21 protein-coding genes are annotated in these 26926 nt (G+C 73.1%); 9 read left to right on the top strand and 12 right to left on the bottom strand.

Annotation, left to right across the window (positions count from 1 at the left end; translation table 11 throughout):
• Positions 1–72: 72 nt before the first annotated feature.
• Complete coding sequence (locus tag IF17_RS0108985) at positions 73–1617, bottom strand: PucR family transcriptional regulator (RefSeq protein WP_032771826.1); 1545 nt, start codon at positions 1615–1617, stop codon at positions 73–75.
• Between the two features lie 165 nt (positions 1618–1782).
• Here IF17_RS0108985 and IF17_RS0108980 point away from each other — a divergent pair, with 165 nt between their 5' ends.
• From IF17_RS0108980 to IF17_RS0108970, 3 genes are all read left to right on the top strand, one after another.
• A complete protein-coding gene (locus tag IF17_RS0108980) occupies positions 1783–3279 on the top strand; it encodes a sodium:solute symporter family protein (protein ID WP_030563942.1) in 1497 nt (498 codons plus the stop codon).
• Positions 3280–3437: 158 nt separating this feature from the next.
• Positions 3438–4418, top strand: coding sequence for an agmatinase (speB, locus tag IF17_RS0108975; protein ID WP_030563940.1), 981 nt, complete (start codon positions 3438–3440; stop codon positions 4416–4418).
• A complete protein-coding gene (locus IF17_RS0108970) occupies positions 4415–6097 on the top strand; it encodes a thiamine pyrophosphate-binding protein (RefSeq protein ID WP_030563939.1) in 1683 nt (560 codons plus the stop codon). Before speB ends, IF17_RS0108970 begins: the two co-directional genes overlap by 4 nt.
• Positions 6098–6139: 42 nt before the next feature.
• Here IF17_RS0108970 and IF17_RS0108965 read toward each other — a convergent pair whose 3' ends face one another.
• Entirely contained in the window at positions 6140–6562 is a 423-nt protein-coding gene (locus tag IF17_RS0108965) for a helix-turn-helix domain-containing protein (RefSeq protein WP_018511291.1), read from the bottom strand.
• On the bottom strand, positions 6562–6951 hold the full coding sequence (locus IF17_RS0108960; protein ID WP_030563937.1) for a type II toxin-antitoxin system RelE/ParE family toxin: 390 nt from the start codon (positions 6949–6951) through the stop codon (positions 6562–6564). Before IF17_RS0108960 ends, IF17_RS0108965 begins: the two co-directional genes overlap by 1 nt.
• 195 nt (positions 6952–7146) lie before the next feature.
• Between IF17_RS0108960 and IF17_RS0108955 the strand changes: the two genes are divergently transcribed.
• From IF17_RS0108955 to IF17_RS0108945, 3 genes are all read left to right on the top strand, one after another.
• On the top strand, positions 7147–10878 hold the full coding sequence (locus IF17_RS0108955) for an ABC transporter ATP-binding protein (protein ID WP_030563935.1): 3732 nt from the start codon (positions 7147–7149) through the stop codon (positions 10876–10878).
• A gap of 189 nt (positions 10879–11067) precedes the next feature.
• Positions 11068–11436 carry a hypothetical protein gene (locus IF17_RS0108950; RefSeq protein ID WP_030563933.1) on the top strand — a complete coding sequence of 123 codons (369 nt, stop codon included), beginning with the start codon at positions 11068–11070 and terminating at the stop codon, positions 11434–11436.
• Positions 11437–11591: 155 nt separating this feature from the next.
• A complete protein-coding gene (locus tag IF17_RS0108945; RefSeq protein ID WP_030563931.1) occupies positions 11592–13079 on the top strand; it encodes a S28 family serine protease in 1488 nt (495 codons plus the stop codon).
• 78 nt (positions 13080–13157) lie between these two features.
• Here IF17_RS0108945 and IF17_RS0108940 read toward each other — a convergent pair whose 3' ends face one another.
• Together IF17_RS0108940 and IF17_RS0108935 are read right to left on the bottom strand one after the other, a co-directional pair.
• Positions 13158–15002, bottom strand: a complete 1845-nt coding sequence (locus tag IF17_RS0108940) for a glycoside hydrolase family 3 protein (RefSeq protein ID WP_030563930.1) — start codon at positions 15000–15002, stop codon at positions 13158–13160.
• 138 nt (positions 15003–15140) lie between these two features.
• A complete protein-coding gene (locus tag IF17_RS0108935; RefSeq protein WP_030563928.1) occupies positions 15141–16049 on the bottom strand; it encodes a LysR family transcriptional regulator in 909 nt (302 codons plus the stop codon).
• A gap of 125 nt (positions 16050–16174) precedes the next feature.
• Between IF17_RS0108935 and IF17_RS0108930 the strand changes: the two genes are divergently transcribed.
• A complete protein-coding gene (locus IF17_RS0108930; RefSeq protein ID WP_030563926.1) occupies positions 16175–17152 on the top strand; it encodes an EamA family transporter in 978 nt (325 codons plus the stop codon).
• Here the strand turns inward: IF17_RS0108930 and IF17_RS0108925 are convergent.
• The 7 genes from IF17_RS0108925 to IF17_RS0108895 form a co-directional block, all read right to left on the bottom strand.
• Positions 17103–17891, bottom strand: coding sequence for a sugar phosphate isomerase/epimerase family protein (locus tag IF17_RS0108925; RefSeq protein ID WP_030563924.1), 789 nt, complete (start codon positions 17889–17891; stop codon positions 17103–17105). The two genes, IF17_RS0108930 and IF17_RS0108925, sit on opposite strands and share 50 nt — an antisense overlap.
• Before the next feature lie 120 nt (positions 17892–18011).
• Positions 18012–18614 (bottom strand): GAF domain-containing protein, encoded by a 603-nt coding sequence (locus tag IF17_RS0108920; RefSeq protein ID WP_030563922.1) that lies wholly within the window; start codon positions 18612–18614, stop codon positions 18012–18014.
• Positions 18598–19509 carry a S8 family peptidase gene (locus tag IF17_RS0108915; protein WP_030563920.1) on the bottom strand — a complete coding sequence of 304 codons (912 nt, stop codon included), beginning with the start codon at positions 19507–19509 and terminating at the stop codon, positions 18598–18600. The genes IF17_RS0108920 and IF17_RS0108915 overlap by 17 nt, the downstream gene beginning before the upstream one ends.
• Before the next feature lie 3 nt (positions 19510–19512).
• Positions 19513–22752, bottom strand: a complete 3240-nt coding sequence (locus IF17_RS0108910; RefSeq protein WP_030563918.1) for an adenylate/guanylate cyclase domain-containing protein — start codon at positions 22750–22752, stop codon at positions 19513–19515.
• A 145-nt stretch (positions 22753–22897) separates the two neighbouring features.
• Positions 22898–23125, bottom strand: coding sequence for an aroma-sacti cluster domain-containing protein (locus IF17_RS0108905; protein ID WP_030563916.1), 228 nt, complete (start codon positions 23123–23125; stop codon positions 22898–22900).
• Entirely contained in the window at positions 23122–23883 is a 762-nt protein-coding gene (locus IF17_RS0108900; protein ID WP_078615834.1) for an iron-containing redox enzyme family protein, read from the bottom strand. The genes IF17_RS0108905 and IF17_RS0108900 overlap by 4 nt, the downstream gene beginning before the upstream one ends.
• Entirely contained in the window at positions 23880–24950 is a 1071-nt protein-coding gene (locus IF17_RS0108895; RefSeq protein WP_030563912.1) for a radical SAM protein, read from the bottom strand. The genes IF17_RS0108900 and IF17_RS0108895 overlap by 4 nt, the downstream gene beginning before the upstream one ends.
• Before the next feature lie 334 nt (positions 24951–25284).
• Here IF17_RS0108895 and IF17_RS1000000139225 point away from each other — a divergent pair, with 334 nt between their 5' ends.
• Both IF17_RS1000000139225 and IF17_RS0108885 read left to right on the top strand, forming a co-directional pair.
• Positions 25285–25446 carry a hypothetical protein gene (locus IF17_RS1000000139225; RefSeq protein WP_167344511.1) on the top strand — a complete coding sequence of 54 codons (162 nt, stop codon included), beginning with the start codon at positions 25285–25287 and terminating at the stop codon, positions 25444–25446.
• A gap of 134 nt (positions 25447–25580) precedes the next feature.
• Positions 25581–26915 (top strand): MFS transporter, encoded by a 1335-nt coding sequence (locus IF17_RS0108885; protein WP_030563910.1) that lies wholly within the window; start codon positions 25581–25583, stop codon positions 26913–26915.
• Positions 26916–26926 lie beyond the last annotated feature (11 nt).

The raw sequence follows: 26926 nt of genomic DNA, 5'->3' as shown, positions 1-26926 counted from the left end.
CCTTTGCCACTGCAACATAAGGCATGGCCGGGCGGGCCGTACACCTCAGGGCCCCTTCTCCGCTCCGGGACGTCATTCCCGCCGCAGCGCGAACCACAACTCCGTCCGTACGTCCATGTCGTTCAGGTCCACGTCCAGCAACTCCGCGCACCGCCCGATGCGTTGGCGGACGGTGTTGCGGTGCACGGACAGGGCCACCGCCGTGCGGTCCCAGCTGCCGTGCAGGGAGAGCCAGCAGCGCAGGGTGTCGGCCAGGGGCGGGGTGAGCGGGGCGAGGAGGGTGCGGGCGTGGGCGGCCGCCTGGTCGGGGGGGATCAGGGCGGCCAGGCCGGTGACCGGGGCGTCCACTTTCAGCGGGGTGCGGGTGGCCTCCGCGTGGGCCAGGGCGCGGGCCGCCCGGGTGTCGGCGGTGGTGAGGGCCGAGAGGGGGGTGGGGGTGGAGACGCCCAGGGTCCAGCCGGGGTGCGGGGGCACGGTGGGGGGTCGCGGGGGCTGCCTGGGCTCTTCAGGCTCTCCGGGCTGCCTGGGCTTCTCACCGTCGCTCCCTTGCGGGGGCGCCTCCCTCGTGGTCGCCGGGAGCAGGACTCGTACCGTCTCGTCGTCCTCCCGGCCCGCGTCCACCAGCGCCGAGCCCAGCGACGCCCCCAGCGCCCCCGCCGTCAGGGCGTCCGGCGTCGTGCCGTCGCTGCGGCGGGCGTGGATCACCGTCCAGGGGCCGTCGGGGCCCAGCAGCGGGGCCACCTCGGCGGGCGTCGCGCCGAGCAGCAGGCGTACCAGGGCCGCCGAGCGGTCCGCCGCGTCCGCGCCCTGGTGGGGGGCGGCCAGGAGGGAGAGCAGAACCACCGCGATCCCGGCCACCGTGTGGTCGCCCGGCTCCCGCCCACGGGTCGCCAGGGAGAGGACGAGGCCCTCGCCGCCGCCCAGCGCGTACGCCGCCAGGTGCGTGTCGCCGTGGGTGTCCGTGGCCGAGGCGGGGGAGCCGGGGCGTTCGCGGGCGACCACGCGGGCCAGGCGTGCCAGTGCTGCCGCCGCCTCCGGATGCGGGCGCCGGCCCGCCGCGTGGACCTCCTCGCCCCGCGCCGTCAGCAGCACCGCCCGGCCGCTCAGCTGCGTGGCGAGCTGGTGGAGGACCGCCGGTACGGGGTCGGGGCGGGCCGCCGCCGTCGCCAGGGCCTGCTGAGCCCGGGTCACCCGGCGCAGCTCCCGGTGGCGGGCCTGAGCCATCAGCCGCCACACCGCCCGCGCGATCGTCGTGAACGGGGTCTCCGGCGGCACCTCCAGCAGCGGTAGCCCGTACCGGTCGCACGCCTCGATGAGGGCCTCCGGGACCGCCTCGTACACCGGCCGGACACCGAAACCCAGCGCCGCCGCGCCCGCCTCCACCAGCCGCGCCACATAGCGGTCCGGGTCCGTCAGCAGCACCCCGGCGCTCAGCAGCAGCTCACCGCCGAGGAGGTACGGGTAGGGGTCGGCCATCTCCGACGTGTGCACCCAGAGGAGGTCGGCCTCGGCCGGGCCCGCGATCCGGCGCAGGCCCAGCTCCTTGCTCGCCAGGAGTTCGGCGAGGGGGATGGGCGGGGCCGGCGGGCCGGGGGAGGGGGCGGGCGGTGTCGGCATGGAGGGTTCGTCCATTCGCGGCGGTGGGAGTAGAGGAAACGTACACTTCAACGCTGCCTTTCGGCCACCTACCGTCTTCCTCGCACCTGCAGCTGCATCCGGACCTGCACCAGGACCCGCACCTGCACCCGCACTGCACCTGTTGCGCGAGACGGAGGGAAGCCCATGGCTGTCGACTACGCCGTGATCGTCGTCTACCTGGCCGGCATGCTCGCCATGGGCTGGTGGGGCATGCGCCGCGCCAAGTCCAAAGCTGAGTTCCTGGTCGCCGGGCGCCGCCTCGGGCCCTGGATGTACTCCGGCACCATGGCCGCCATCGTCCTCGGCGGCGCGTCCACCATCGGCGGCGTCGGGCTCGGCTACAAATACGGGCTCTCCGGGGCCTGGATGGTTCTCACCATCGGCCTCGGGCTCCTCGCGCTCTCCATCTTCTTCTCCGCGCGGATCGCCCGGCTGAAGGTCTACACCGTCTCCGAGATGCTCGACCTGCGCTACGGCGGGCGGGCCGGGATCATCTCCGGCGTCGTCATGTGGGCGTACACCCTCATGCTCGCGGTCACCTCGACCATCGCGTACGCCACCATCTTCGACGTCCTCTTCGACGTGAACCGCACCGTCGCCATCGTCCTCGGCGGCACCATCGTCGTCGCGTACTCGACGCTCGGCGGCATGTGGTCGATCACGCTGACGGACATGGTCCAGTTCGTCGTCAAGACCATCGGCGTGCTGCTGCTCCTGCTGCCCATCGCCGTCGTCAAGGCGGGCGGCTTCAGCGAGATGAAGGCGCAGCTGCCGACCGAATACTTCGACCCGCTCGGCATCGGCGGCGAGACGATCTTCACGTACGTCCTGATCTACACCTTCGGCATGCTCATCGGGCAGGACATCTGGCAGCGCGTGTTCACCGCGCGCAGCGACCGCACGGCGCGGTGGGGCGGAACGGTGGCCGGTACGTACTGCCTCGTGTACGCCATCGCCGGAGCCGTCATCGGGACCGCGGCCAAGGTGATGTACCCGGACCTGGCGAGCGCGGATGCCGCGTTCGCGACGATCGTGAAGGACGAGCTGCCGATGGGGGTGAGAGGGCTGGTGCTCGCCGCGGCCCTGGCCGCCGTGATGTCGACCTCGTCGGGCGCGCTGATCGCCTGCGCGACCGTCGCCAACAACGACATCTGGTCGCGGTTGCGGGGCGCCGTGGTGCGGGACGGCGGGAGTGGCGAGCCGCATGACGAGGTCAAGGGGAACCGGGCGTTCATCCTCATCATGGGGATCGCGGTCATCCTGATCGCCATCGCGCTGAACGATGTCGTCGAGGCGCTGACCGTTGCGTACAACCTGCTGGTCGGCGGGCTGCTCGTGCCGATCCTGGGCGGGCTGCTGTGGCGGCGCGGGACGGCGGCGGGGGCGCTGGCGGCGGTGTGCGTGGGGGGTGTCGCGGTGATCGGGCTGATGGCGGTGTACGGGATCCTCGCCAACCAGCCGATCTACTACGGGCTGCTGTCATCGCTGGCCGTGTACGTGGTCGTGTCGCTGGCCACGCCGCCTACGGACGCGGCCGTGCTGGCCGCTTGGCGCGAGCGGCTTGCGGGGCGCGATTCCAGCCCGTCTGCCGCCTCCACCAGCCCGTCCGCCGCGTCCACCACCAGCCCGTCCGGCGTTTGAGGACGGAACCCTCGCGCCGGATCCGGCGGGCGCAAAAGATGTCCTCAATCGCCGGACGGGCTGGGTCTGGCCGGACGGGCTGAGTAGGCCCTCTCGACCCCGCACACTTGACACCGTACGAAACCTGTACGAATCCTGAAACGAAAGGCACACCCCCCATGAGCAGCAACGAATCGCCGCGCGGCCCCGTCGACTCCTCCCGCGTCCCGCGGTACGCCGGGCCCGCGACGTTCGCCCGGCTGCCCCGGCTCGACGAGGTCGGGCGCACCGATGTCGCCGTCGTCGGCGTGCCCTTCGACAGCGGGGTCTCCTACCGGCCCGGCGCCCGCTTCGGCGGCAACGCCATCCGTGAGGCGTCCCGGCTGCTGCGCCCCTACAACCCGGCCCAGGACGCGTCCCCGTTCGCCCTCGCGCAGGTCGCCGACGCCGGGGATATCGCGGCGAACCCGTTCAACATCAACGAGGCCGTGGAGACCGTCGAGGCCGCCGCCGACGACCTGCTCAACACTGGCGCCCGCCTGATGACCCTCGGCGGTGACCACACCATCGCCCTGCCCCTCCTGCGCTCCGTCGCCAAGAAGCACGGGCCCGTCGCCCTGCTCCACTTCGACGCGCACCTGGACACCTGGGACACCTACTTCGGCGCCGAGTACACCCACGGCACCCCCTTCCGCCGCGCCGTCGAGGAGGGCATCCTCGACACCTCCGCCCTCTCCCACGTCGGCACCCGCGGCCCGCTCTACGGCAAGCAGGACCTGACCGACGACGAGAAGATGGGCTTCGGCATCGTCACCTCCGCCGACGTCATGCGGCGCGGCGTCGACGAGATCGCCGACCAGCTGCGCCAGCGCATCGGGGACCGGCCGCTCTACATCTCCATCGACATCGACGTCCTGGACCCGGCGCACGCCCCCGGCACCGGCACCCCCGAGGCCGGCGGCCTCACCTCGCGCGAGCTGCTGGAGATCCTGCGCGGGCTCTCCTCCTGCCACCTGGTCTCCGCCGACCTGGTGGAGGTGGCGCCCGCGTACGACCACGCCGAGATCACCTCCGTGGCCGCCTCCCACACCGCGTACGAGCTGACGACGATCATGTCCCGCCAGATCGCGGCGGAGAAGCAGACCAAGGACGCCAAGTGAGCCACGACCACGACGACCGGCCGCAGCTCACCGCCGCGCAGGCCGCCGCCGTCCTGACCCCGCCGCCCGGCCGCAACGGCGGTGACCTCGTCGTGGAGTCGCTCCAGGGGCTCGGCGCGACCACCGTCTTCGGGCTGCCCGGCCAGCACGCGCTCGGCATGTTCGACGCGCTGCGCCGCTCCTCCCTCCGTTACGTCGGACTCCGCGTCGAGAACAACGCCGGGTTCGCCGCCGACGCGTACGGCCGGATCACCGGAGAAGTGGCGCCGCTGCTCCTCTCCACCGGGCCCGGCGCCCTCACCTCGCTCGCCGCGCTCCAGGAGGCGGCCGCCGCCTCCGCGCCCGTCCTCGCGATCTCCAGCCAGATCCCGACGGCGGGCCTCGGCGGCGGGCGCCACGGGTATCTGCACGAGCTGCGCGACCAGCAGGCCTCCGTACGGGACATCGTGAAGTCCGTGCACACCGTGCGGGCGGCGTCCCAGATCCCGTCCGCGATCGCCGCCGCCTGGGAGTCCGCGCTGACCGCCCCCCACGGGCCGGTCTGGGTGGAGATCCCGCAGGACGTGCTGCTGGCCGAGACGACCCTTCCCGTCGTCAGCGCCATGGACGCCACCCCGCGCGAGCTGTATCCGCGGCCCGAGCTGACGATCGCCGCCGCCCACCTGCTGTCGAACGCCGAGCGGCCCGTGATCATCGCGGGCGGCGGAGTCGTACGGTCCGACGCCTCCGGCAAGCTGCGCGCGCTGGCCGAGAAGATCGACGCGCCGGTCGTCACCACCTTCGGCGGCAAGGGCGCCTTCCCCTGGGAGCACCCGCTCTCGCTGCGCTCCTGGCTGGAGGACCGGCACACCACCGACTTCCTGGAGGACGCGGACGTCCTGCTCGTCGTCGGCTCGGGGCTCGGCGAACTCTCCTCGAACTACCACACCTTCCGCCCGCGCGGCCGGGTGATCCAGATCGAGGCGGACGCCGGGAAGCTGGAGTCCAACCACCCCGCCCTCGGCATCCACTCCGACGCCCGCGAGGCGCTGTCCGAGCTGCTGGAGGCGGTGGAGCGGCGCGAGGACGCGGGTGCCGCGGAGCGCGTGGCGACGGTGCTGGAAAAGGTACGAGTCCGGATCGACGCCCAGGAGCTCACCCTGGAGCAGCAGGTCCTCGACGCCGTACGCCAGGCACTGCCCGACGCGTCGCCCAGCTTCTGGGACATGACGATCCTGGCCTACTGGGCCTGGTCCGCGTTCGACGCGCGGCGCCCCAACACCATGCACTCCGCCCAGGGCGCAGGCGGCCTCGGCTACGGCTTCCCGGCGGCCATCGGCGCCGCCTCCGCCGACCCGACCACCCCGGTGCTCGCGGTCTCCGGCGACGGCGGGGCGATGTACTCCATCGCGGAGCTGGCCACCGCTCGCCAGTACGACCTGCCGCTGACGTGGCTGATCGTGGACGACGGGGGCTACGGCATCCTGCGCGAGTACATGACGGGCGCCTTCGGCGAGGCCACGGGCACCGAGCTGTCCCGCCCGGACTTCGTCGCCCTCGCCGAGTCCTTCGGCGTGCCCGCCGTCCGTACGACCCCGGAGTCGCTCGCCGCGGACCTGGGCAAGGCCCTGGCCGAGCCCGGACCGTCCGTGGTCGTGCTCCCGGCCCTGCTGCGGATGTTCGAGCCGACGCATCTGTAGGCCGGGCTGGGGAGGGACCGCCCGGCTGCGGGTTCGGCTCCCTCAGCCCGTGGCCGCCGTCCTCTCCGCGCTCGCGTCCGCCTCCGCCTCGGGGGCGGACGCGTGTTCCGTGGCGGTCTCCTCCGGTGTGGTTCCGTCCAGGTCGGTGAACGTCACGCGGATACTGCTCCCGAACAGCTCCATCCGGAACACCGCCTCCATGGCACGGGCGAGCCGTGCCAGCAGGGGCACGGTGGGGACCGTGCCGCCGAGCTCCAGCTTCGAGACCTGCGGCTGCGTCATACCGGCGCGCCGGGCCAGCTCGGTCTGCGAGAGGCCGAGGGCGACCCGCCGGTCGTACACGGCCTGTCCGAGGTCGAACGCGAGAGAGATTTCCTCGCGGCGCCGCTCCACCTCGGGATCCTCGGCGATCCCCTGGGCGACCTTCTCGTCGCGGGCGAGCTTCCAGCGTGCGTGGCTGACCATTACCGCTTCTCCTTCTCCTCGTCGGCTGTGCGCATGTACACATCGTGAGCCGGTGGGTGCTCGGTCTGGCAGAGCACCTTGGCGCGCTTGGCGCGGGCGACCTCGGCCGTCTCCCGCCGCCGGGTCTTGCGGAAGACGGTAAGCAGAACGATCCGGCGATCCGGCGCGAGCCAATAGGGAATCCGGGTCGCGACCCCTTGCCGGCCAAGGCTGAACCGCAGCTCGCGGACGCCGTCGCCGAGGTGCCGGGAGTACGGCTCTCCGAGCGTCGTGGGGCGCTCCCGCAGCAGCTCGGCGACGTGCTCGACCACCAGGAAGTCGTTGTACGGCAGGTTCATCAGCCATAGCCGGACCTCGGGTTCGATCTCGATCACATAGGGCGTATCCATATATCGAAACGTATAGATGCTCCAGTGTATGTCGCCCGCCTTCGCTGCGCAGTCACTCGAAGAAGTGATCCCCTCTCGGTGGTTGTCGTGGCCTCGGGGCGTCCCCCTTTATTGCGGAGGGATGAAATCCGCTCCCTGCCGTGTTGGTGCCTTCCGGAAGATCAGGTCCGACAGCTCGGAAGCAGGAGGCAACGCGTGACGGGCGCAGAGCAACAGGGGTGGGGCCGACGGCTGACCGGGTACGCGTGGCGGTACCGGCGCAATGTCGTGCTCGCGCTCGGCTCCTCGCTCGCCGGGATGGCCGTCATGGCGCTCGTCCCGCTGATCACCAAGGTGATCATCGACGACGTCGTCACCGACCACACCCGCTCGCTCGCGCTCTGGACCGGCCTCCTCATCGGCGCCGCCGTCCTCGTCTACATCGCCACCTACATCCGCCGCTACTACGGCGGCCGGCTCGCCCTGGACGTCCAGCACGATCTCCGTACAGACATGTACACGACGATCACCGAGCTGGACGGCAAGCGGCAGGACGAGCTCTCCACCGGGCAGGTCGTCGGCCGGGCCACCAGCGACCTCCAGCTCATCCAGGGGCTGCTGTTCATGCTCCCGATGACCATCGGGAACATCCTGCTCTTCCTCATGTCCCTGGTGATCATGGCGTGGCTCTCCCTGCCGCTCACCCTCGTCGCCCTCGCCGTCGCCCCCGCGCTCTGGGCCATCGCCCGCCGCTCCCGTAAGCGCCTCTTCCCCGCCACCTGGTACGCCCAGGGCCAGGCCGCCGCCGTCGCCGGGGTCGTCGACGGGGCCGTCTCCGGGGTCCGGGTCGTCAAGGGGTTCGGCCAGGAGGACCAGGAGACCGGCAAGCTCCGCGAGGTCAGCCGGCGGCTCTTCGCCGGGCGGCTGCGCACCATCCGGCTGAACTCCCGCTACACCCCCGCCCTCCAGGCCGTGCCCGCGCTCGGCCAGGTCGCCATGCTCGCCCTCGGCGGCTGGCTGGCCACCCGGGGCGAGATCACGCTCGGCACGTTCGTCGCCTTCTCCACCTACCTCGCCCAGCTCGTCGGCCCGGTCCGGATGCTCGCCATGGTCCTCACCGTCGGCCAGCAGGCCCGCGCGGGCGTCGAACGCGTCCTGGAGCTCATCGACACCGAGCCCTCCATGACGGACGGCACCAAGGAGCTGCCCGCCGACGCCCCGGCCGGGATCGAGTTCGACGACGTACGGTTCGGTTACGACGAGGAGCGGCCCGTCCTCGACGGCTTCTCGCTCACCGTCGAACCCGGCGAGACCCTCGCCATCGTCGGCGCCTCCGGCAGCGGCAAGTCCACCGTCTCGCTCCTGCTGCCCCGCTTCTACGACGTCTCCCACGGCGCCGTCCTCATCGGCGGCCACGACGTCCGCGAGCTCACCCAGGCGTCCCTGCGCGCCGCCATCGGGCTCGTCCCCGAGGACAGCTTCCTCTTCTCCGACACCGTCCGCTCCAACATCGCCTACGGCTTCCCCGACGCCACCCAGGAGCAGATCGAGCAGGCCGCCCGCGCCGCCCAGGCCCACGGCTTCATCTCCGCGCTGCCCGACGGGTACGACACCACCGTCGGCGAGCACGGCCTCACCCTCTCCGGCGGCCAGCGCCAGCGCGTCGCCCTCGCCCGCGCCATCCTCACCGACCCCCGCCTGCTCCTCCTGGACGACGCCACCTCCGCCGTCGACGCCCGCGTCGAGCACGAGATCCACGAGGCGCTGAAACAGGTCATGGAGGGCCGCACCACCCTCCTCATCGCCCACCGCCGCTCCACCCTCCAGCTCGCCGACCGCATCGCCGTCCTCGACGGCGGCAAGCTCGCCGCGATCGGCACCCACGCGGAGCTGGAGCGCACCTCCCCGCTCTACCGCCGCCTGCTCACCGACCCGGACGAGCTGGGCGGTACGTCCCCGGGCCACCGGCCGGTGCACACCGAAGCGGACCCCGACGGCGACCGCTCCCTCCAGAAGGAGCTGGACGCCGAGTTCGACGCCGAGCGCGGCATCACGCCCGAGCTGTGGATCCGCAAGGAGGAGGACCGGGACGCCTCGGTCGCCGGCATGCCCGCGAGCCCCGAGCTGCTCGCCCAGGTCGAGGCCCTGCCGCCCGCCACGGACACCCCGCAGGTCGACGAGGCGCGTGCCGTGCTGCCCGAGGACTCCTACGGGCTGCGCCGGCTGCTGCGCGGCTTCGGGGGAGCGCTGCTCCTGGCCCTCGGGCTCGTCGCCGTCGACGCCGGGATGGGCCTGCTGCTGCCGGTCCTGATCCGGTACGGCATCGACGAGGGCGTCAGTCAGGTGGCGATGGGCGCGGTGTGGGCGGCCTCCGCGATCGGCCTGGCCGTCGTGGTCGTCCAGTGGGTGGCCCAGACCGGCGAGATCCGGATGACCGGCCGGACAGGCGAGCGGGTCCTGTACTCGCTCCGGCTCAAGATCTTCGCCCAGCTCCAGCGGCTCGGCCTCGACTACTACGAGCGCGAGCTGACCGGCCGGATCATGACCCGGATGACCACGGACGTGGACGCGCTCTCCACGTTCCTCCAGACCGGCCTGGTCACCGCGTTCGTCTCGGTCGTCACCTTCTTCGGCATCATGGTCGCCCTGCTGGTCCTGGACATCCAGCTCGCCCTGGTCGTCTTCGCGACGCTGCCCGTGCTGATCATCGGCACGTTCTTCTTCCGCCGCAGCAGCGTCAAGGCGTACGAACTGGCCCGTGAGCGCATCAGCGGGGTCAACGCCGACCTCCAGGAGTCCGTCTCGGGGCTCCGTATCGTCCAGGCCTTCGGCCGCGAGCACGACGGCGCCGCCCGCTACGCCGAGCGCAGCGACAGCTACCGCCAGGCCCGGGTCCGCGGCCAGTGGTTGATCTCGATCTACTTCCCGTTCGTCCAGCTTCTCGCCTCGGTCGCCGCGGCCGCCGTGATCATCGTCGGCGCGGGCCGGGTCGACAACGGCACACTGACCGTCGGCGCCCTGGTCGCCTACCTCCTCTACATCGAGCTTTTCTTCGCCCCCGTCCAGCAGCTCTCCCAGGTCTTCGACGGCTACCAGCAGGCCACCGTCTCCCTCGGCCGCATCCAGGAGCTGCTGCGCGAGCCCACCTCCACCGCCGACCCGGACGAACCGCTGGACGTGCTCTCCCTGCGCGGCGAGATCGCGTTCGAGGACGTCTCCTTCGCGTACGGAGATGAGGAGGAGGCCCTCACCGGCGTCGACCTGCACATCCCGGCCGGACAGACGGTCGCCTTCGTCGGCGAGACCGGCGCGGGCAAGTCGACCCTGGTCAAGCTCGTCGCCCGGTTCTACGACCCGACCAGCGGGCGCGTCACCGCCGACGGCACGGACCTGCGCCGCCTCGACATGACCGCCTACCGCCACCGCCTCGGCGTCGTCCCCCAGGAGGCGTACCTCTTCCCCGGCACGGTCCGCGACGCCATCGCCTACGGGCTGCCCGACGCCACCGACGCCCGGGTGGAGGCCGCCGCCCGCGCGGTCGGCGCGCACGACATGATCGCCACCCTGGAGGACGGCTACCTCCACGAGGTCGCCGAGCGCGGCCGTAACCTCTCCGCCGGGCAGCGCCAGCTCATCGCACTCGCCCGCGCCGAGCTCGTCGACCCGGACATCCTGCTCCTGGACGAGGCCACCGCCGCCCTGGACCTCGCCAGCGAGGCCCTGGTCAACCAGGCCACCGACCGGCTCACGGGCCGCCGCACCACCTTGGTGGTCGCGCACCGCCTGACCACCGCCGCCCGCGCCGACCGGGTCGTGGTGATGGACCAGGGCCGCGTCGCCGAGGACGGCACGCACGACGAACTGCTGGCCCGGGACGGGCGGTACGCGAGGCTGTGGCGCACGTTCATAGGGGAGGGCATGGGCGAGGACGTAGGGGCGAGGACATAGGGGAGGACGAGCCGCCCTCGTCTGAACCGGCCTCCGGGCCCGCCCGTGCAACCTCCCGGCGGTCTGCTGCGTCGTAGCCAGGGACGCTCAGGTGCGTACGGATGTCAGGTGGGGGCGAAAGTGTTCGACAGGGCGGCGGAAACCAGGGGACCGCGGAGACGGCCCCGGCGCGAGGTCGTACGCGAAGGGGTGGCGGCGCGCCTCCTCGTCGTGCCGCTGCTGGCCGGCCTCGTCCTCCTCATCGGCGCCCCGACGACGGCGGCCCAGGCCGCACCCGGCTGCTCCGGCCGCCCCGCGAAGACCATCACGTTCGCGACGGGGGAGCTGCGCGTCTACAAGAGCCGGGCCCACGCGTGTGCCGTCACCGTCGCCAAGAAGCCGGGCAAGCGGCGGACGATGAGCGTCACGCTCCAGCCGCGCGGCGGACGCGTGGTCAAGGACAGCGGCTCGTTCACGCAGATGGCCGGTCCGGTGACGGTGAACGCCCTCAACCGCTGCGTCCGGGCCACCGGAGCGGTCGCCGGGCGGTCGGCTGCCACCGGCTGGATCCTGTGCTGAGCGCCTGGTAGGAGTCCGTGGGGCCCTGTAGCACCCCTCAGGACTCCGGGTAAGGGAAACGTGTGGGGAAGCAAGACACACCCAACCGGGTCTGGCGCCGGGTGCGTTGACCTCGCTAGGTTCACGGCGACTGTTGTGAATCAAGGGGAGGGTGCATGCGCAAGGCGCTCACAGGGGTTCTGTCGCTCGCGGTGCTCATCGGCACGGTGGGAGCGGCGGGAGCCTCGGCCGGTGCGGCCACCGCCGCGGAACCGGACGCGAAGCGGAACGGCCTCGCCGCCGTACACGGTGGCGAGGCGAGCAACGAGGACATCAAGGACCGCATCCTGGCGATCCCGGGCATGAGCCTGATCGAGGAGAAGCCGTACGCGGGTTACCGCTACTTCGTCCTCAACTACACCCAGCCGGTCGACCACCGGCACCCGTCCAAGGGAACGTTCCAGCAGCGGATCACCGTGCTGCACAAGGACACCGCCCGTCCGACGGTCTTCGCCACCAGCGGCTACAACGTCTCGACCAATCCGAGCCGCAGCGAGCCGACGCAGATCATCGACGGCAACCAGGTCTCCCTGGAGTATCGCTTCTTCACCCCGTCCCGCCCGGCGCCCGCCGACTGGTCCAAGCTCGACATCTGGCAGGCGGCCAGCGACCAGCACCGGGTGTTCACGGCGCTGAAGAAGATCTACCCGAAGAAGTGGCTGGCCACCGGCGGCTCCAAGGGCGGTATGACCGCCACGTACTTCGAGCGGTTCTACCCGAAGGACATGGACGGTGTCGTCGCGTACGTCGCGCCCAACGACGTCGTGGACCACGAGGACTCCGCGTACGACCGGTTCTTCCGGAACGTCGGGACCAAGGAGTGCCGCGACAAGCTGCAGGGGGTGCAGCGTGAGGCGCTGATCCGCCGGGCCCCGCTCCAGAAGAAGTTCAAGGAGTACGCCGCCGCCAACGGCCTCACCTTCACCACCCTCGGCTCCCTCGACCGGGCCTACGAGGCCGCAGTCATGGACTACGTCTGGGCGTTCTGGCAGTACAGCCTGCTCGCCGACTGCGCCGAGGTCCCGGCCGACGCCAAGAACGCCACCGACGAGACGATCTGGGACGCCGTCGACTCGATCTCCGGCTTCTCCTTCTACTCCGACCAGGACTTGGAGACGTACACCCCGTACTACTACCAGGCCGGCACCCAGCTCGGATCGCCGGACATCAAGCAGCCCTGGCTCGGCAACCTGAGCCGCTACGGCTACCAGGCGCCGCGCAACTTCGTGCCGCGTTCCATCCCCATGAAGTTCGACCGGGGCGCGATGCGGGACGTGGACAGCTGGGTCCGGAACAACGCCCGCCAGATGCTGTACGTGTACGGCGAGAACGACCCGTGGGGCGCGGAGCCCTTCCACCTCGGGCGCGGCGCCAAGGACAGTTACGTCTACACCGTGCCGGGCGGCAACCACGGCGCCCGGGTCTCCGGCCTGACGGAGGACCAGAGGGCGAAGGCCACCGCCGCGATCCAGCGCTGGGCGGGGGTCGCCCCGGCGACCGTCCAGGCGGACCCGGCGAAGGCGAAGCCGCTGGCGAAGTTCGACACGAGGCTGGACCAGCTGAACGGCGAGATCGAGCGCGAAGAGGTCATGCTGCGCCCGTAAGCAACACCCGTAACCGCTCGTGCCCGCCGGCCCCCCTGCGTACGACGGGGGCCGGCGGGCACAGTCGTGGTGGTGCGGCTAGTACGACAACCCGTGGCCCACCGGGTACAGCACCCGCGCCGGGTCGTCCGCCCGCTGGACCGGGACCGGGAGGCGGCCCTCCGGGCGGGCGCGGCCCGCGATCACCCGGGCGGCGGCGCGGAGTTCGACGTCCGTCCAGGAGTAGGACGCCAGGACCGCGGCGACCCCGCGGCCTGTGAGGTGGGCGGCGTCGTACGGGTTGCGGATCGCGACGGCGACCACCGGGACACCGGTCGCCACGAGGGCGTCGACGAGGGCGCGCTGGGTGCTGCCCGCCGTGATGTTGTACGTGGACACGACCACCGCGTCCCTGCCCTGCGCGGCGGCGACGGCCTCGGCGATCTTCGCCTGGTTCGGGGCCGTACCGGTGGACAACGCCGTTGCGGCGAAGCCCAGTTCGGTGAAGGCGCCCGCCAGGGTGGTGGTCGGCGGACCGGTGGTGCCGGACGGGGACACCGGGTCGGCGCCCACCACGAGCAGCCGGCGGTGGGTACGGCGGGAGAGCGGGAGCAGGGCGCCGGGGTCGGCGAGCAGGGTCGTCGTGCGCTCGGCGATCCGGTCGGCGTCGAGGAGGTGCTTGCGGATGCCGACGGTGCGGTCCACCCCCCGGCCGCTGACGAACGGGTCGCGGAACAGACCGAGCTTGCTCTTCAGCCGCAGGATCCGCAGGACGGACTCCTCGACCCGCGCCTCACTGATCTCGCCCCCTCGGACCGCTTCCAGCACGGCGTTCCACGCGACCGACAGATTCGGCGGGTTCAGCAGCTGGTCCACGCCCGCCAGCACCGCGAGGACCGGCACACGGTCGTCGCCGTACTTGGTCCGCACGCCCTCCATGCCGAGCGAGTCCGTGACCACCACCCCGTCGTAGCCCAGCTCCTCGCGGAGGATGCCGGTGAGGATGGGGCGGGAGAGCGTGGCCGGGTCCTCGGACGGGTCGAGGGCCGGGACGACGATGTGCGCGGTCATGATGGAGTCGATACGGGCCCGGATCGCGGCCCGGAACGGCGGCGCGTCCAGCTCCTCCCACTCCTGCCGGGTGTGCTCGATGACGGGCAGCCCGGTGTGGCTGTCGGTGCTGGTGTCGCCGTGCCCGGGGAAGTGCTTGGCGGTGGCCGCGACCCCGGCGCCCTGGTACCCCTTCACCTGCGCCGCGACCAGCTCGGCCACCGCCTGCGGGTCGGAGCCGAAGGAACGGACGCCGATGACCGGGTTGGCCGGGTTGACGTTCACGTCGGCGTCGGGCGCGTAGTTCTGGTTGATGCCGAGCGCGGCCAGCTCGGCGCCCGCGATCCAGGCCGCCCGCCGCGTGTCGGACCGCGAACCGCCCGCGCCGAGCGCCATCGCGCCCGGCAGCAGGGTCGCGGGCTCACCGACCCGGCAGACGATGCCGTGTTCCTGGTCGGTGGAGATGAGCAGCGGCACCCGGGAGCGCTCGTCGAGGGCGGCCTGCTGGATGCCGTTGGAGAGGGCGGCGATCTGGTGCGGGTCGCGGGTGTTGTGCGCCCAGGAGAAGTAGATGATCCCGCCGACGTGGTACGTCGAGACCAGCTCGGCGGCGGTACGGACCCCGATCTCCTTGAGGTTCGCGTCGATGTCGGCCTGGTCGGGATCGGTGGCGGAGTGCCCGTACACCCGCATCACGAAGAGCTGGCCGACCTTCTCCTCCAGGCTCATCCCGGCGATGATCCGCCGCAGCCGACGGTCGGTGGAGGCGTTCGTGGAGGCATCGGCGGGGTGCGCGGATGCGGTGCCGGCGAGGGGGAGGGCGCCGGTGGCGGCGGCGGCCGTGGCGGCGGCGGTGGCGGTGAGGAGGGTGCGTCGTGAGGTGCGGTGGGGCACGTGAGCTCCTTCCCTGACTGAAAGAAACTTCCAAGATGATACGGATATAGGGAAAGTAACTTTCGGTCAAGGGGGCGGGAGCGGAACGGCAGCGACACGCGCGCGATGGGGTGGTCCACCCCGGGCCGCCTCCGGAGCTCACTCCAGACCCGCCGCCGCCCCATGGGTCTGGAGCGCGGCGACCGCCGCCGTGATCGCCGGCCGCCGGGCCGCCTCCGTACGCCACAGCGCGTACAGCCGCCGCTCCGGTACGGGATCGAGCCGCACCGCCACCACCCCGGCCGGCAGCGTCCCGCGCCCGAGCCGGGGGATCATCGCGACCCCCAGTCCGGCGGCGACCAGGGCGAGTTGGGTGTGGTGTTCCTCGGCCCGGTGCCGGATGTCGGGCTCGTACCCCGCCGTCCGCAGCGTCCGGGTCAGCCAGTCGTGGCACACGGACCCCGGCGGCTGGCAGATCCACCGCTCCCGCGCCAGCTCCTCACGCCGCACCGCCTCCCGCCCGGCCAGCGGATGGCCCGCCGGGACCAGCAGATCGCACCGGTCCAGGCCGATCACCGCCTGCGCCAGGCCCTCCGGGGCGGGCAGCGGGGCGATGTCCCAGTCGTGGGCCACCGCCAGGTCGATGACGCCCTTGGCCACCAGGTCGACCGAGAGATGCGGGTCCACCTCGTCCAGCCGCACATCCAGCGCCGGGTGGTCCCGGCTCAGCTCGGCCAGCACGCCGGGCAGCAGCCCGCGCCCCGCCGAGGCGAACGCGCCGATGGTCAGACGGCCCGTCGGCAGCCCCCGGCGCTCCTCCAGCACCGTCTCGGCCCGCTCGACGATGGCCAGCAACTGCTGGGCCGCGTCGACCAGATGGAGTGCCTCCTCGGTCAGTGAGACCCCGCGGCCGCGCCGCTCCAGCAGGGTCGTCCGGGTCTCGCGCTCCAGCTTGGTGATCTGCTGCGAGACGGCGGAGGGGGTATAGCCCAGGGCGACGGCGGCACCCGCGACCGAGCCGTGGACGGAGACCGCGTGCAGGGCGCGCAGCCGGGGCAGGTCGAGCACCGTGACCTCGCGGGGAGAGAGGGGGATGGGGGAGGGGGAGAGGGCTGATTCGTTAGCAACACTCAATTCCACCATGAAGAAATCCGCGCTGGTGCTACACGGTCACCCTGGCCGAAGCTCGGTCCATGCGTCCCCTCCACATCGCCCTGGCCGTGCTGATCGCGGCTGTCTGGGGCGTGAACTTCGTCGTGATCGAGGTCGGGCTCGGCCACTTCCCGCCGCTGCTCTTCTCCGCCCTGCGCTTCCTCGTCGCCGCTCTGCCCGCCGTGTTCCTGGTCGGGCGGCCCGCCGTCGCCTGGAAGTGGATCATCGGGGTGGGGCTCGCGCTCGGGGTGGGCAAGTTCGGGCTGCTGTTCATCGGGATGGACCAGGGCATGCCCGCCGGACTCTCCTCCCTGGTCCTTCAGGCGCAGGCCGTCTTCACCGCCCTCTTCGCCGCTCTCGCCCTCTCCGAACGCCCCGGCCGGGCCCGGGTGGCGGGTATGGCGATCGCGCTGGCGGGCATCGGGGTGGCCGCCGTGGACGAAGGGGCGGGCGGACCGGTCCTGGCGTTCGTGCTGGTCGTCGCGGCGGCGGCCTGCTGGGGCGTCTCCAACGTGCTGACCCGCAGGGCCGCCCCGCCGGACGCGCTCGCCTTCATGGTCTGGGTCTCGACCGTCCCTGTCCTGCCGCTGCTCGGCCTCTCCCTCCTCTTCGAGGGCTGGGACCGCGACATGGCCGCTCTGGCCGCGCTGGACTGGAGCGGGGTGGCGATCATCCTGTTCATCGCCTGGGTCAGTACGGTGTTCGGCTTCGGCGCCTGGGGCTTCCTGCTCCGCCACCACCCGGCCTCGTCCGTGGCCCCGTTCACCCTGCTCGTCCCGGTCTTCGGGATGTCCTCGGCCGCGCTCCTCCTGGGCGAGGCGGTGAGCCCGCTGCGGTGGTGCGCGGCGCTACTGCTGGTCGGCGGGGTGGCACTGACCTCGCTGGGAGGGGTGCGGGGCCGGGGAGTCAGGACTCCCTCGGCGCCCGCCTCCGTACGACCTACCGCTTCGCAGCCCCCGGCCGCCGGCCCTACTGCTTCGGCGCCCGCAGCCGCAGCAGATGCTCCCGCCCCGCGCTGAGCAGGCCCGGGAGGTCCGCCGCGTCCGGGTGCCAGCGCTTCTCGTACTCCCAGCAGACCCACCCGTCCGGGTCCAGCGGCTCCAGGCAGGCGGCCAGCGGCAGCGTCCCCGCGCCGAGGGGGAGCGGAGTGAGGTCGTCCGTCGATGCGACGTCCTTCACCTGTACGTAGCCGAGGTGCGGGGCCAGCACCGCGTGGCTGGCGGCGGGGTCCTCGTCGGCCAGCCAGGTGTGCAGGACGTCCCAGATGGCCCCGATCCTGGGGTGGCCGACGGTGCCCACGACCCGGGCCACGTCGGCGCCGGCGCGGTGGGAGTCGTGGGTCTCCAGCAGGATGGAGACGCCCATGTCGGCGGCGGCCGGGGCGGCCGAGCCCAGGCGGCGGGCGGCCGTCGCGTCGGCGTCCGCCGGGTCCTGGTCGCCGCCGCCGGGGAAGACCCGGACGTAGCGGGCGCCCAGGTCCCGGGCGAGCTTCACCAGGTCGGCCAGGTCGGCGGAGACGGCCTCGTCGTCGCCCTCGGCCGCCACCTGGACGTACCCGGCCACGGTCAGGATCTCCACCCCGGCCGCCTTGAACGCCTCGACCACATCGGCCCGTTCGAGGGAGGAGAGGCCCGGGTGTACCGGCTCCTCGGCGTGGGCGCGCAGTTCCACGCCCTCGTAACCGTGCTCGGCGGCGAGCCGGGCGACCTCGGCCACCGGCATTCCCGGCACCCCGAGAGTGGAGAAAGCGAGCTTCACGTGCGTGTCCTTCCCATCGTGACCGCGCGGGAACGTGTCCGGCGCCTGCCCCCGGCTCCTGCCCGCAGCCCGGGCCCGTACGCGTACGGACCCCGGGCCCGTACGCGTACGGCAAGCGTCTCAGCCGGTGCCCCGCAGCACCTGCTCCAGGCTACCGAGCAGCCGCAGCGCGTCCTCGCGCTCCGCGCCCTCCAGCGCCCGCCCGGCGGAGGCCGGGGCCACCGGCTCCGGGGTGATCACCCGCAGGGCGGCCGCCGCCTGCCGGGCGAACATCGCCAGCAGGTCCAGCTCCCGCACGTTGGAGCGGGCCTGCGGCGACGCGTCCAGCACTTCGAGCACCCCCAGGACGCGGGAGTCGCTGATCAGCGGGGCCGCCATCAGGGAGTCGGGGACGTACTCGGTGGACTCGGCCAGCGAGCGGTCGAAGGACGGGTCGGTCGACAGGTCGTCCACCACCATCGGCTCGCCCGAGGTCGCCACCCAGCCGGCGATCCCCCGCCCGGCCGGGAACCGGCGCCCCACCAGGAACTCCTGGCCCTCCCCGGAGACCGCCCGGAAGACCAGTTCGTCCGTCTCCTCGTCGAGCAGGAGGACCGAGCTCGCGGCCGCGCCGAAGATGGCCCGGGCCACCTCGACGACCGACTGGAGCAGTTCGTTGCGGGGGGTGTCGGAGGTGGCGGGGGCGAGGGGGGACGCCGGGGCGGATTCAGTCTTCGGAGTCATCGCGGGTATCTCCTGCCGCTGTTGAAGGACGCGGGGGGCGCTGAGCGTTCGGCTCGTGGCGCACATTGGCCGCCGACAGATAGAGGGCGTTCTTGAGCTGGAAGGCCGTCATCCGGGGATGCGCCGACAGCAGGCGCGCGCAGAGCCCGGCGACGTACGGCGTGGCGAAGCTGTTCCCGGTGGTGCGGATCGTCCGGCCGCCCAGCCACGGCACGGTGACGTTCTGACCCGGCCCGAAGAACTCCACGGGCGGCTCCGGGTTGTAGAGGTGGAGGGCCGGGTCGTCCTCCTGGTGGCTGCCGACGGAGATCACCGACGCGAACCGCCAGGGGAAGCTCTCCACCGGGGTGTTGTGGGCCGAGGCGACGATCACCGTACGGGCGAAGTAGGCGCTGTCCGCGAGGGAGTGGAGTTCCTGCGCGAACCGGGCCCGGGTGGTCGACAGGCTCAGGTTCACCACGTCGAAGCGCTGCTCCACCGCCCAGCGCAGCCCGGCCATCAGGATGTCCCCGGTGCCGGAGAACCGCTCGCCCAGCACCCGGACGCTGTGGATCTCGCACTCCGGCGCGGTCCGGCGGATGATGCCCGCGCACGCGGTGCCGTGCCCGCAGGTGTCGCCGGTGGTCGTCGGCTCGACCGTGATCTCCCCGCTCTCCGCGTCCTTGACCACCACCCAGGAGGCGGCCGGCTCGCCGACCAGCGGATGGTCGCGTTCCACGCCGGAGTCCACCACGCAGACGCGTACGCCGCGTCCGGTGGCGGGCCCGGTGGGGTGTCCGCCCGGTGGTCCCGGGTCGCCCAGGACGGGCACGTCCTCGGGGCCGCGCCCGCGCAGGCTCCAGGTCAGGCCCTGCCCCGGCCCCGTAGCAGCTGTGGTCGCTCCTGTGGCGCCCATCGGTCAGCTCCCTTCCCTCGTCGTGCTCGTCGTGGCCATGGCCGCGGGTCCCGGGTGTGCCGCGAGGAAGGCCGCCACCCGGCGGGTCCCCGGCAGGTGCCCTTTGCCCGCGAAGTGCGCCCCGGCGCTCCGGGCCGCCGCCTCGGCGGCAGCCGTGCGGTCCAGCGCGGCGAGGGTGCGGGCCCGGTCCAGTTCGGCGGCGGCCTGCACCAGCGGTGAGTCGGTGAGGAGGGATGCGCGTACGGCCCTGTCGGCGTGGTGGAACGCCTCGTCCGGGCGGGCCCGGGCCGCCAGCCGGGCCCGTAGCCCCTCCAGGTCGACGGCGTCCGCCCGGCTCAGCTCCGACGCGTCGCCGACGCCCGCCAGCCACCTCGCCGCCCGGTCCTCGTCGCCCGCGTCCAGCTCCAGCCGGGCCGCGTCCAGCGCCACGGCCGTCCGCATCCCCGCCGCCCCCATCCGCCGGGCCGCCGCGTCCGCCCGGGCCAGCAGGGCCAGGGCCTCCGCGCCCCGGCCGAGCAGCGCCTCCACGGTCGCCCGGAACACCGGCAGGAACACCTTCGCCTCCGCGAACCCGAGCTTCCCCGCCAGCCGTTCCGCCTCCGCCAGGCACGCGTACGCGTCGTCGGCCCGGTCCTGGAGCCCGTACAGCACGGCCAGCGGGCAGTTGAGCGTGACCCGGACCGTCGGCCGGCCGGACCCGTGGGCCGCCAGCAGGGCGCGGCACCGCTCCACCGCGTCCGGCACCGGGACGGGCCCGCGCCAGAGCGAGATGCCGATCGCCCCCAGGGCCCCGGCCCGCTCCGGCTCGGCCCCGGCCTCCACCGCGTGCTCCAGGGCCCGCGCGTGGTCGCGCTCCGCCTCCTCGTGGCGGCCCGACTGCTGGAGCTGCTGGGCGAGGCGGAGGTGGGCGCGGGCCCGGCCGACCGCGTCCCCCGCCGCCTCGAAGACCGGCAGCACCGCGCGGGCGGTTGCGGCGGGGCCGGGGCGCGCCGCCGGGTCCAGCACCGCCAGCGCGAGGCGGGCGTGTGCCGACTCCACGGGCGCTGTGGTCAAGTCCCGTACCGTACGCAGTAGTTCGGCTCCCTCCGCGACCCGGCCGAGTGCCACCCGCACTTCCCCGAGCCCTAGCAGCGCCCCCGCCGCGTCCGGCCGCAGCTCCACCGCCCGCTCCAGCAGCCCGTGCGCCCAGTGCAGGTCGGAGCGGGCGGCGGCCTGCGCCCCGGCCCGGCCCAGCGCGGCGGCGGCCCGGTCCCGCAGCAGCCGGGCCCGGTCGTCCAGCAGCCCCAGCTCGGTGCGGTAGCGGTAGGCGCGCTCCAGATGGCCTCCGACCGCGCCGTCGCCGGTCCGCAGCACGCTCGGCAGCTCGGCCGCCCACGCGTGGCGCTCCGCCTTGGCCCGCTTGGAGAGCGAGGCGTAGGCGACCTCGTGGACCAGCCCGCTGCTGAACCGGTACGCCGACGGCTCCCCGGCCCCGGGCGGCGCGGGCTCCACCAGGCGCCGCAGGGCCAGCGCGGCGAGCGCCTCGTCGACACGGCGCCGGTCCTCGGGCCCCTGCCCGGTGACGGAGGTAGAGCTGGCCCCGTTCCCGTACCCGGTGGTGACGGTTCCGGGCTGCTCGGCCGTCCGTACGGACAGCTCCAGCCGCACCAGCTCCGCCGCCGCGAACTCCCGGCCGATCACGGCCGCCAGGTCCACCACTCCGCGCTCGGTCCGGGCCAGCGCCCCGATCCGGGCGCCCAGCAAGGCCTGGAGGGTGGGCGGCAGCTCTCCTTCCGGCCCCGACGCCGCGGCGGTCCCGTCGTCGACGAGGAGCTGCTCCAGATAGAGCGGGTTGCCCTCGGCGCGGGCCAGGAGCCGGTCGTCGGCCGGGGCGGGGCGGCCGTCCAGCCGGGCCAGGCCGGCGGCCAGCCGGGCCGCCTCCTCCCGGGGGAGGCCGGTGAGCTGGAGGTGTCCCTGCTTTTCGCCGGCCGCCCGCGTGGCCTGTGCCTCCTCCGGGCGGCCCGCGCAGATCACCAGGACCCGCGCGGGCCCGGCGTCGCCGGTCAGCCGGTCCACCGTCCGGACCAGCAGGGGCGCCGCCGCATGCCAGTCGTCGAAGACCAGGACCACCGGCCGGTCCCGGGCGGTCCGCTTCAGGACCACGGTCAGCGCGGCGCACATGTCCTCGAAGGGGGCGTTCGGCGTGCCGTCGCGCAGGAGGCCCCCGGAGAGCAGGGCCATCGCGTCGTCGGTCGCCTCGTCCCCGGGGGCGGAGGCGTCCCCATGGGCATGAGCGTGCGGGAGCAGGGAGCGTACGGCGTCGGCGAGGGGCGCCAGCGTGCCGTGGTCCCCGTAGGTGCGGCAGCGGCCCGCCCCGTACGTGAAGGCGCCCGCGGCGCTCCGGCGCGTCAGCCACTCCCGTACCAGCCGGGTCTTGCCGATGCCCGCCTCGCCGGTCACCCGCAGCAGGCCGGGGCGGCCCTTCCGTACGGCCTCGTCCAAGGACCGCCCCAGAGCGTCCAGTTCGGTGGTGCGGCCGACGAACGGCGCGTCGAAGCGGCGCAGCAGCTCCGGGTCGTCCGCCCCCAGCGCCAGCAGCCGGTACGCCTCCACGCTGTCGCGCTTGCCCTTGAGCTGGAGGGGGCCGGTGGGCTCGGCCGTCACCGTGGGGCCGGCGGCGAGGAGGGTCTGCGGGCCGATGAGGATCTCGCCCGGGCCCGCGTTCTGCTCAAGGCGCGCGGCGATGTTGACGACCTCGCCGGAGACCAGGGCCTGGCGGGCCGTGGTATCCGAACCAGCCACCACCTGACCGGTGTTGACCCCGATCCTGGTCGTCAGCCGGATGCCGAGCGAGGCGTACAGCTCCTCGTTGAGGGCGTCCAGCGCCCGGCGCATCCCGAGCGCCGCCGCCAGGGCCCGCCGGGCGTCGTCCTCCCGGACCACCGGCACGCCGAACACCGCCATGACCGCGTCCCCGATGAACTTCTCCGGGGTGCCGCCGCGCGCCACGATCTGCGCGCTCATCGCCTCGAAGTACCGCAGGGTCACCGTTCGCAGCGTCTCCGGGTCCAGCACCCCCGACAGGGCGGTCGAGCCCACGAGATCGCAGAACAGTACGGTGACCGGCTTGCGTTCGTCCTCGGCGGGCGGCGCGGCAGGGGTGAGGGCGGGGGCTGCCGCCGCCGGACCGGCGCACGGCGTCCCGCAGGACGAGCAGAACCGGGCCGTGGAGGGAAGCTCCTGTCGGCACGAGGGGCAGGTCATGGCGGGTCCTCAACTCTCCTGGTCCAACTCGCCCCGGAAGAAGGGCTCTCCTCGAACGGAGGGGCGGTGGCTGATCGGTCCCGGGAGCGCACGCGCCGGACCCCCGTCCTGGCGCGGGCGCTCCCGGGGATGCCCGGGGGTGCCCCTAGAACAGCGCGCCGCCCGCGATCTCGCCGTGGGCCTGGACCTCGGGGCCCACCGCGTCCAGCCGGTTCTTGACGTCGAGCAGCAGGGTGAGCTCCTGCGGTGTCAGCTCGCTCAGCACCACGCGCTGCTCCTCGGTGAGCAGGTCCACAGGGAAGCCCGCTTCGTTCAACACCGCCTCGACCGGCGGCCTTTCGGGCTGGTCTGAGCGTGCAGGTGGTCCGGTCATCGGGTGACTCCCGTCGGTGGGGTGGGTCCGGCTCCCCGCAGCGACGGCGCCGGTGCGGAGCGCCCGAGCCGGATGAACAGCCGGGTGAGCGCGTCGAGGGAGTGCAGCGCGCTGACCGCGACGGCCGCTTCCTGGTCCCGGGTCAGCGGCAGCCGGTCCAGCAGCGCGTGCAGTTCGTCCAGGTGGTCCGTGTCGAGCGCCGCGTGCTCCCGTACGGTCCGCAGGGCGGCGGGGGGAAGCCCGGTCAGTCTGCTGATGCGGTCGGCCAGCCCGGGGGCGGGCGCGTATCCCTCCAGCACCGCGATGTAGCCGAGCAGGGCCATCGGGTGGTGGTGCTCGATCCAGTAGTACTGGGGGCCGACGAGGGCGGCTACGTCCGGCGGCGGCTGCGGGCCGAGCGCGTCCTCGGGGGTGGCGCCCGCCGCGAGCAGATCCTCCAGCAGCCAGGCGTCGTGCCCGGCCTCCTCCTGGATGTGCTCGGCCAGATAGGCGGCCAGCGGCTCCGACAACGGGTCGCCGGGCCTCTTTGCCGTACGCCGCAGGGCGAGTTCCATCAGCGGGACGGAGGCCCGGATCACGGCGTGCATGGTGCACAGATACGTCCGGTAGCGCGGCAACAGCGCCTCGGGGCGCCACATATGGGTGGTGGCCCCCCGGAACTCCGGCTCCAGCAGCAGCAGTTTGGTGCGCAGGCGCGTCGAGGCCTTTCCGCGGGCGGTGACGCCCGGCGCTGCGGTACTCGTCCACGTGATGCTCACCGCGCGCTCCCGGCGCCCACCAGCGGCGCGTACGCCGAGCAGCCGTGCCGTCGGACGACGCCTTCCGGCCCGCCGCTCGCACCGCGCTGCGCGGCGGCCAGGTCCAGCAGCGCACCCGCCGGACCCGCCGCCACCGCCTGCGCTCCGGCCGCCACCGCCTCGTCGCCGCCCAGGGCCCGGCACCCTTCGCAGTACGAGCCCGGGTGGGGCGCGGCGCCGGAGCGGGCGGCGAGATGGGTGGGCCCGACCGTACGGATCATCCGCAACACCGGGGATTCCAGGGCCCGTCGGCGTACGGTCTCCCAGTCGTCGGAGCCGATGTGCCCGAGGTTCAGATGGGCCGGGGCGGGCCGCCGGTCCACCGTGTCCTGGTTGCAGCAGACCAGCACCGTGCCGTCGAACGCGACCACCGGCCAGGCGGCCATCGAGCACGGCGCCGCCGCCGACGGATCGGGGCCGGTGCGCGCGGGCCGGGCCCAGGAGGCGGCCCGGCCGAACGGCCGCACCTCGTTGACCAGGGACGGCACCCGGCCGCCGAACTCCTTGTCGATGGCCCGGGTGATGTCGGCCAGGTACGGGTCGGCGGCGCCGGTCCCGGTGAGGTGGAAGCTGACGGAGACCCCCGAATCGCGGATGCGGTGCAGGGCCCGGAACACCTCCGCGCGCGCCACCTCCCGCTCGTGGTGGACGTCCAGGCTCGCGGAGAAGTGGTCGACCTGGGCGATCGCGCGCAGGATCGCGGGCGGGATCTCTTTCGAGCGGGCGAAGAACATGCCGCTCAGCACCGCCGTACGCGATCCGGCGCGCCGGGCCAGGAAGCTCAGCTCGCCGGCGAGCGTGGGCAGGAGCAGCGGCTCCCCGCCCGTCAGCAGGACGACGTCCGGACGGTTCTCGGCGGTGAACGAGCCTACGAAGCGCAGCAGTTGATTGGCGTCCGGCTCCTCCCGCACGGTCAGGTCCGACCCGGTCGAGCAGTGCCCGCACCGCAGGGGGCAGCGGCGGGTGAGGCCGAGCAGCAGACCGGCGGCCGGGAAGGGCCGGAGTCCGACGAGTTCGGCGAGTTCCATACGGGCCGCCTCCTTCGGGGGCTGGGGGCGCGCCCGGACTTCAGGGGCCGGTGCGCACCCGCCCAGGCTCCGACGTACCGGTTCACCGGCGGTCTGCCATCGCTTCAGGACCGGTATACGCCCAGGTCAGCGAGGTCAGCGAGGTGAGGAAGCCGCCCGGGGCCTCGGTGGAGCAGCCGCCGAACCCCGCCGTACTGGCCCCATACCGGCCCCATACCGGAGCCGAAGCGTCTCCCAGGCCGGCGCTCCTAACTTTCTCGGCAACGGCAGGCAACGGGCCGCGGCGGACGCCACGAGAACCGGGCCGGCACACCACGAGTGGACGGAGACCACCATGTCCGAGAACACCAAGCCCGCGGCCGGCGACAACAACGAGACCGAGACCCCCGAGGTCGAGGCGCACTCCGTGCTGGACCTCCAGGAGACCCCGGGCGTCATCGACCGCGAGATCGTGCCCGGCAACTGCGTCAGCACCGTGAGCCTCGTCCTGGGCTGATCGACCGGAGTCGGGGCGGCCTCCGCGCACTGCGGAGGCCGCCCCGCCCTGCGTTCGGCGCACAGGAAGACCCATGAGGGATGACAGGAAGACCCATGAGGGATGAAGGACAAGACGAACGACGGGAGCCTCCGATGGCAACGCCGCTCCGCTCCAACCGGGATTTCCGGCTGCTCTGGTTGAGCGGTCTCTTCGCCGTGCTGGGCGGCCAGATGAGCGCCCTCGCCCTGCCCCTGCTGATCCTCAGGACGACCGGCTCCGCCGTACAGGCCGGCGCCGTGGGGACGGTCTCCGTCTGCGCCCTCCTGGTGACGATGCTGCCGGGTGGGGTCATGGCCGACCGCGTCGAGCGCCGCCGCCTGATGCGGCTGTGCGACGCGGGCAGCCTCGCCGCCGTCACCGCCCTGACCATCGCGGTCTGGTACGGGCACGCCCCCATGGTGCTCGTCCTGCTGGTCGCGACCTCGGGAGCCGTACTGAGCAGCGTCTACGCCCCCGCCGCCTTCGGGCTGATGCGCGCGGTCGTGCCCCCGGACCAGATGGGCACGGCCACCGCACGGCTCCAGGCGCGCACCGCCACGGTCAGGATGGTCGGCCCGCTCGTCGGCGGCGCGCTCTTCGGCATCCACGAAGCGCTGCCCTTCGCGGCCCAGTTCCTCGGACTGCTGCTGTCGACCGTCTGCATCGCCCTCGTCCGCACCCGCTCCGAGGCCAGGACCCGGGCAGGCTCGGTGTTCAGCCGCCGGGAACTCACCGCCGGGCTCGCCTTCCTCTGGCAACTCCCGTACGTCCGTACGGTGTTGCTCGTCTTCGGTCTGGGCATGAACTTCGCGTTCGGCGCCCTCACCTTCACCGCGCTCGCCGTCTTCTCCGACAACGGGACCTCCGGCCTCGGCAGCGGCTTCGTCATCACCTGCGTCTCGGCCGGCTCACTCGCCGGCGCGCTGCTCGCCCCCAAGATCGCACCGGACCGCCATGCCCGCGCCCTCATCATCGCCACCTGCTGGAGCTGCGTCCTGACGGCCGCCGCCCTGGCCTGGTTCAGCAGCGCGGTGCTGGCAGGAGTCCTCTGCGCGCTCTGCATGTGCCTGTCCACGATCGCCAGCATCGGCTTCCTCTCGACCCTGCTGATCGTCACCCCGGAGGACCGGATCGGGAGGGTGCAGAGCGCCGCCGGGTTCCTGTCCTCGATCGTCCAGCCGTTCGGGCCGCTCGCGGGCGGTCTCCTGTTGGCCACCCTGGGCACCCGCTCCGCCTTCGGTGTCATCGGCTGTGTGCTGGCCGTATCGGCGGCCGTGGTGACGCTGTCCTCCGCCGTACGGGCCGGGGCCGCCCCGCCACCGGAGCGGCCGGAGACGCTCGAAAAGCCCCCCGCCCCGCCCGGGCCCGCCCCCGAAGAGGCTTTCGCCCGTAAAGAGCCCCCCGCCCGCCCCGTCCACGACGCCGCCGCCGGTCCCGGCGCACTCTGAGGAGGCACACC

Source organism: Streptomyces cyaneofuscatus (assembly GCF_000718135.1).
GTDB classification, from domain to species: domain Bacteria; phylum Actinomycetota; class Actinomycetes; order Streptomycetales; family Streptomycetaceae; genus Streptomyces; species Streptomyces cyaneofuscatus.
This window is presented reverse-complemented; position numbering and strand designations above follow the sequence as displayed.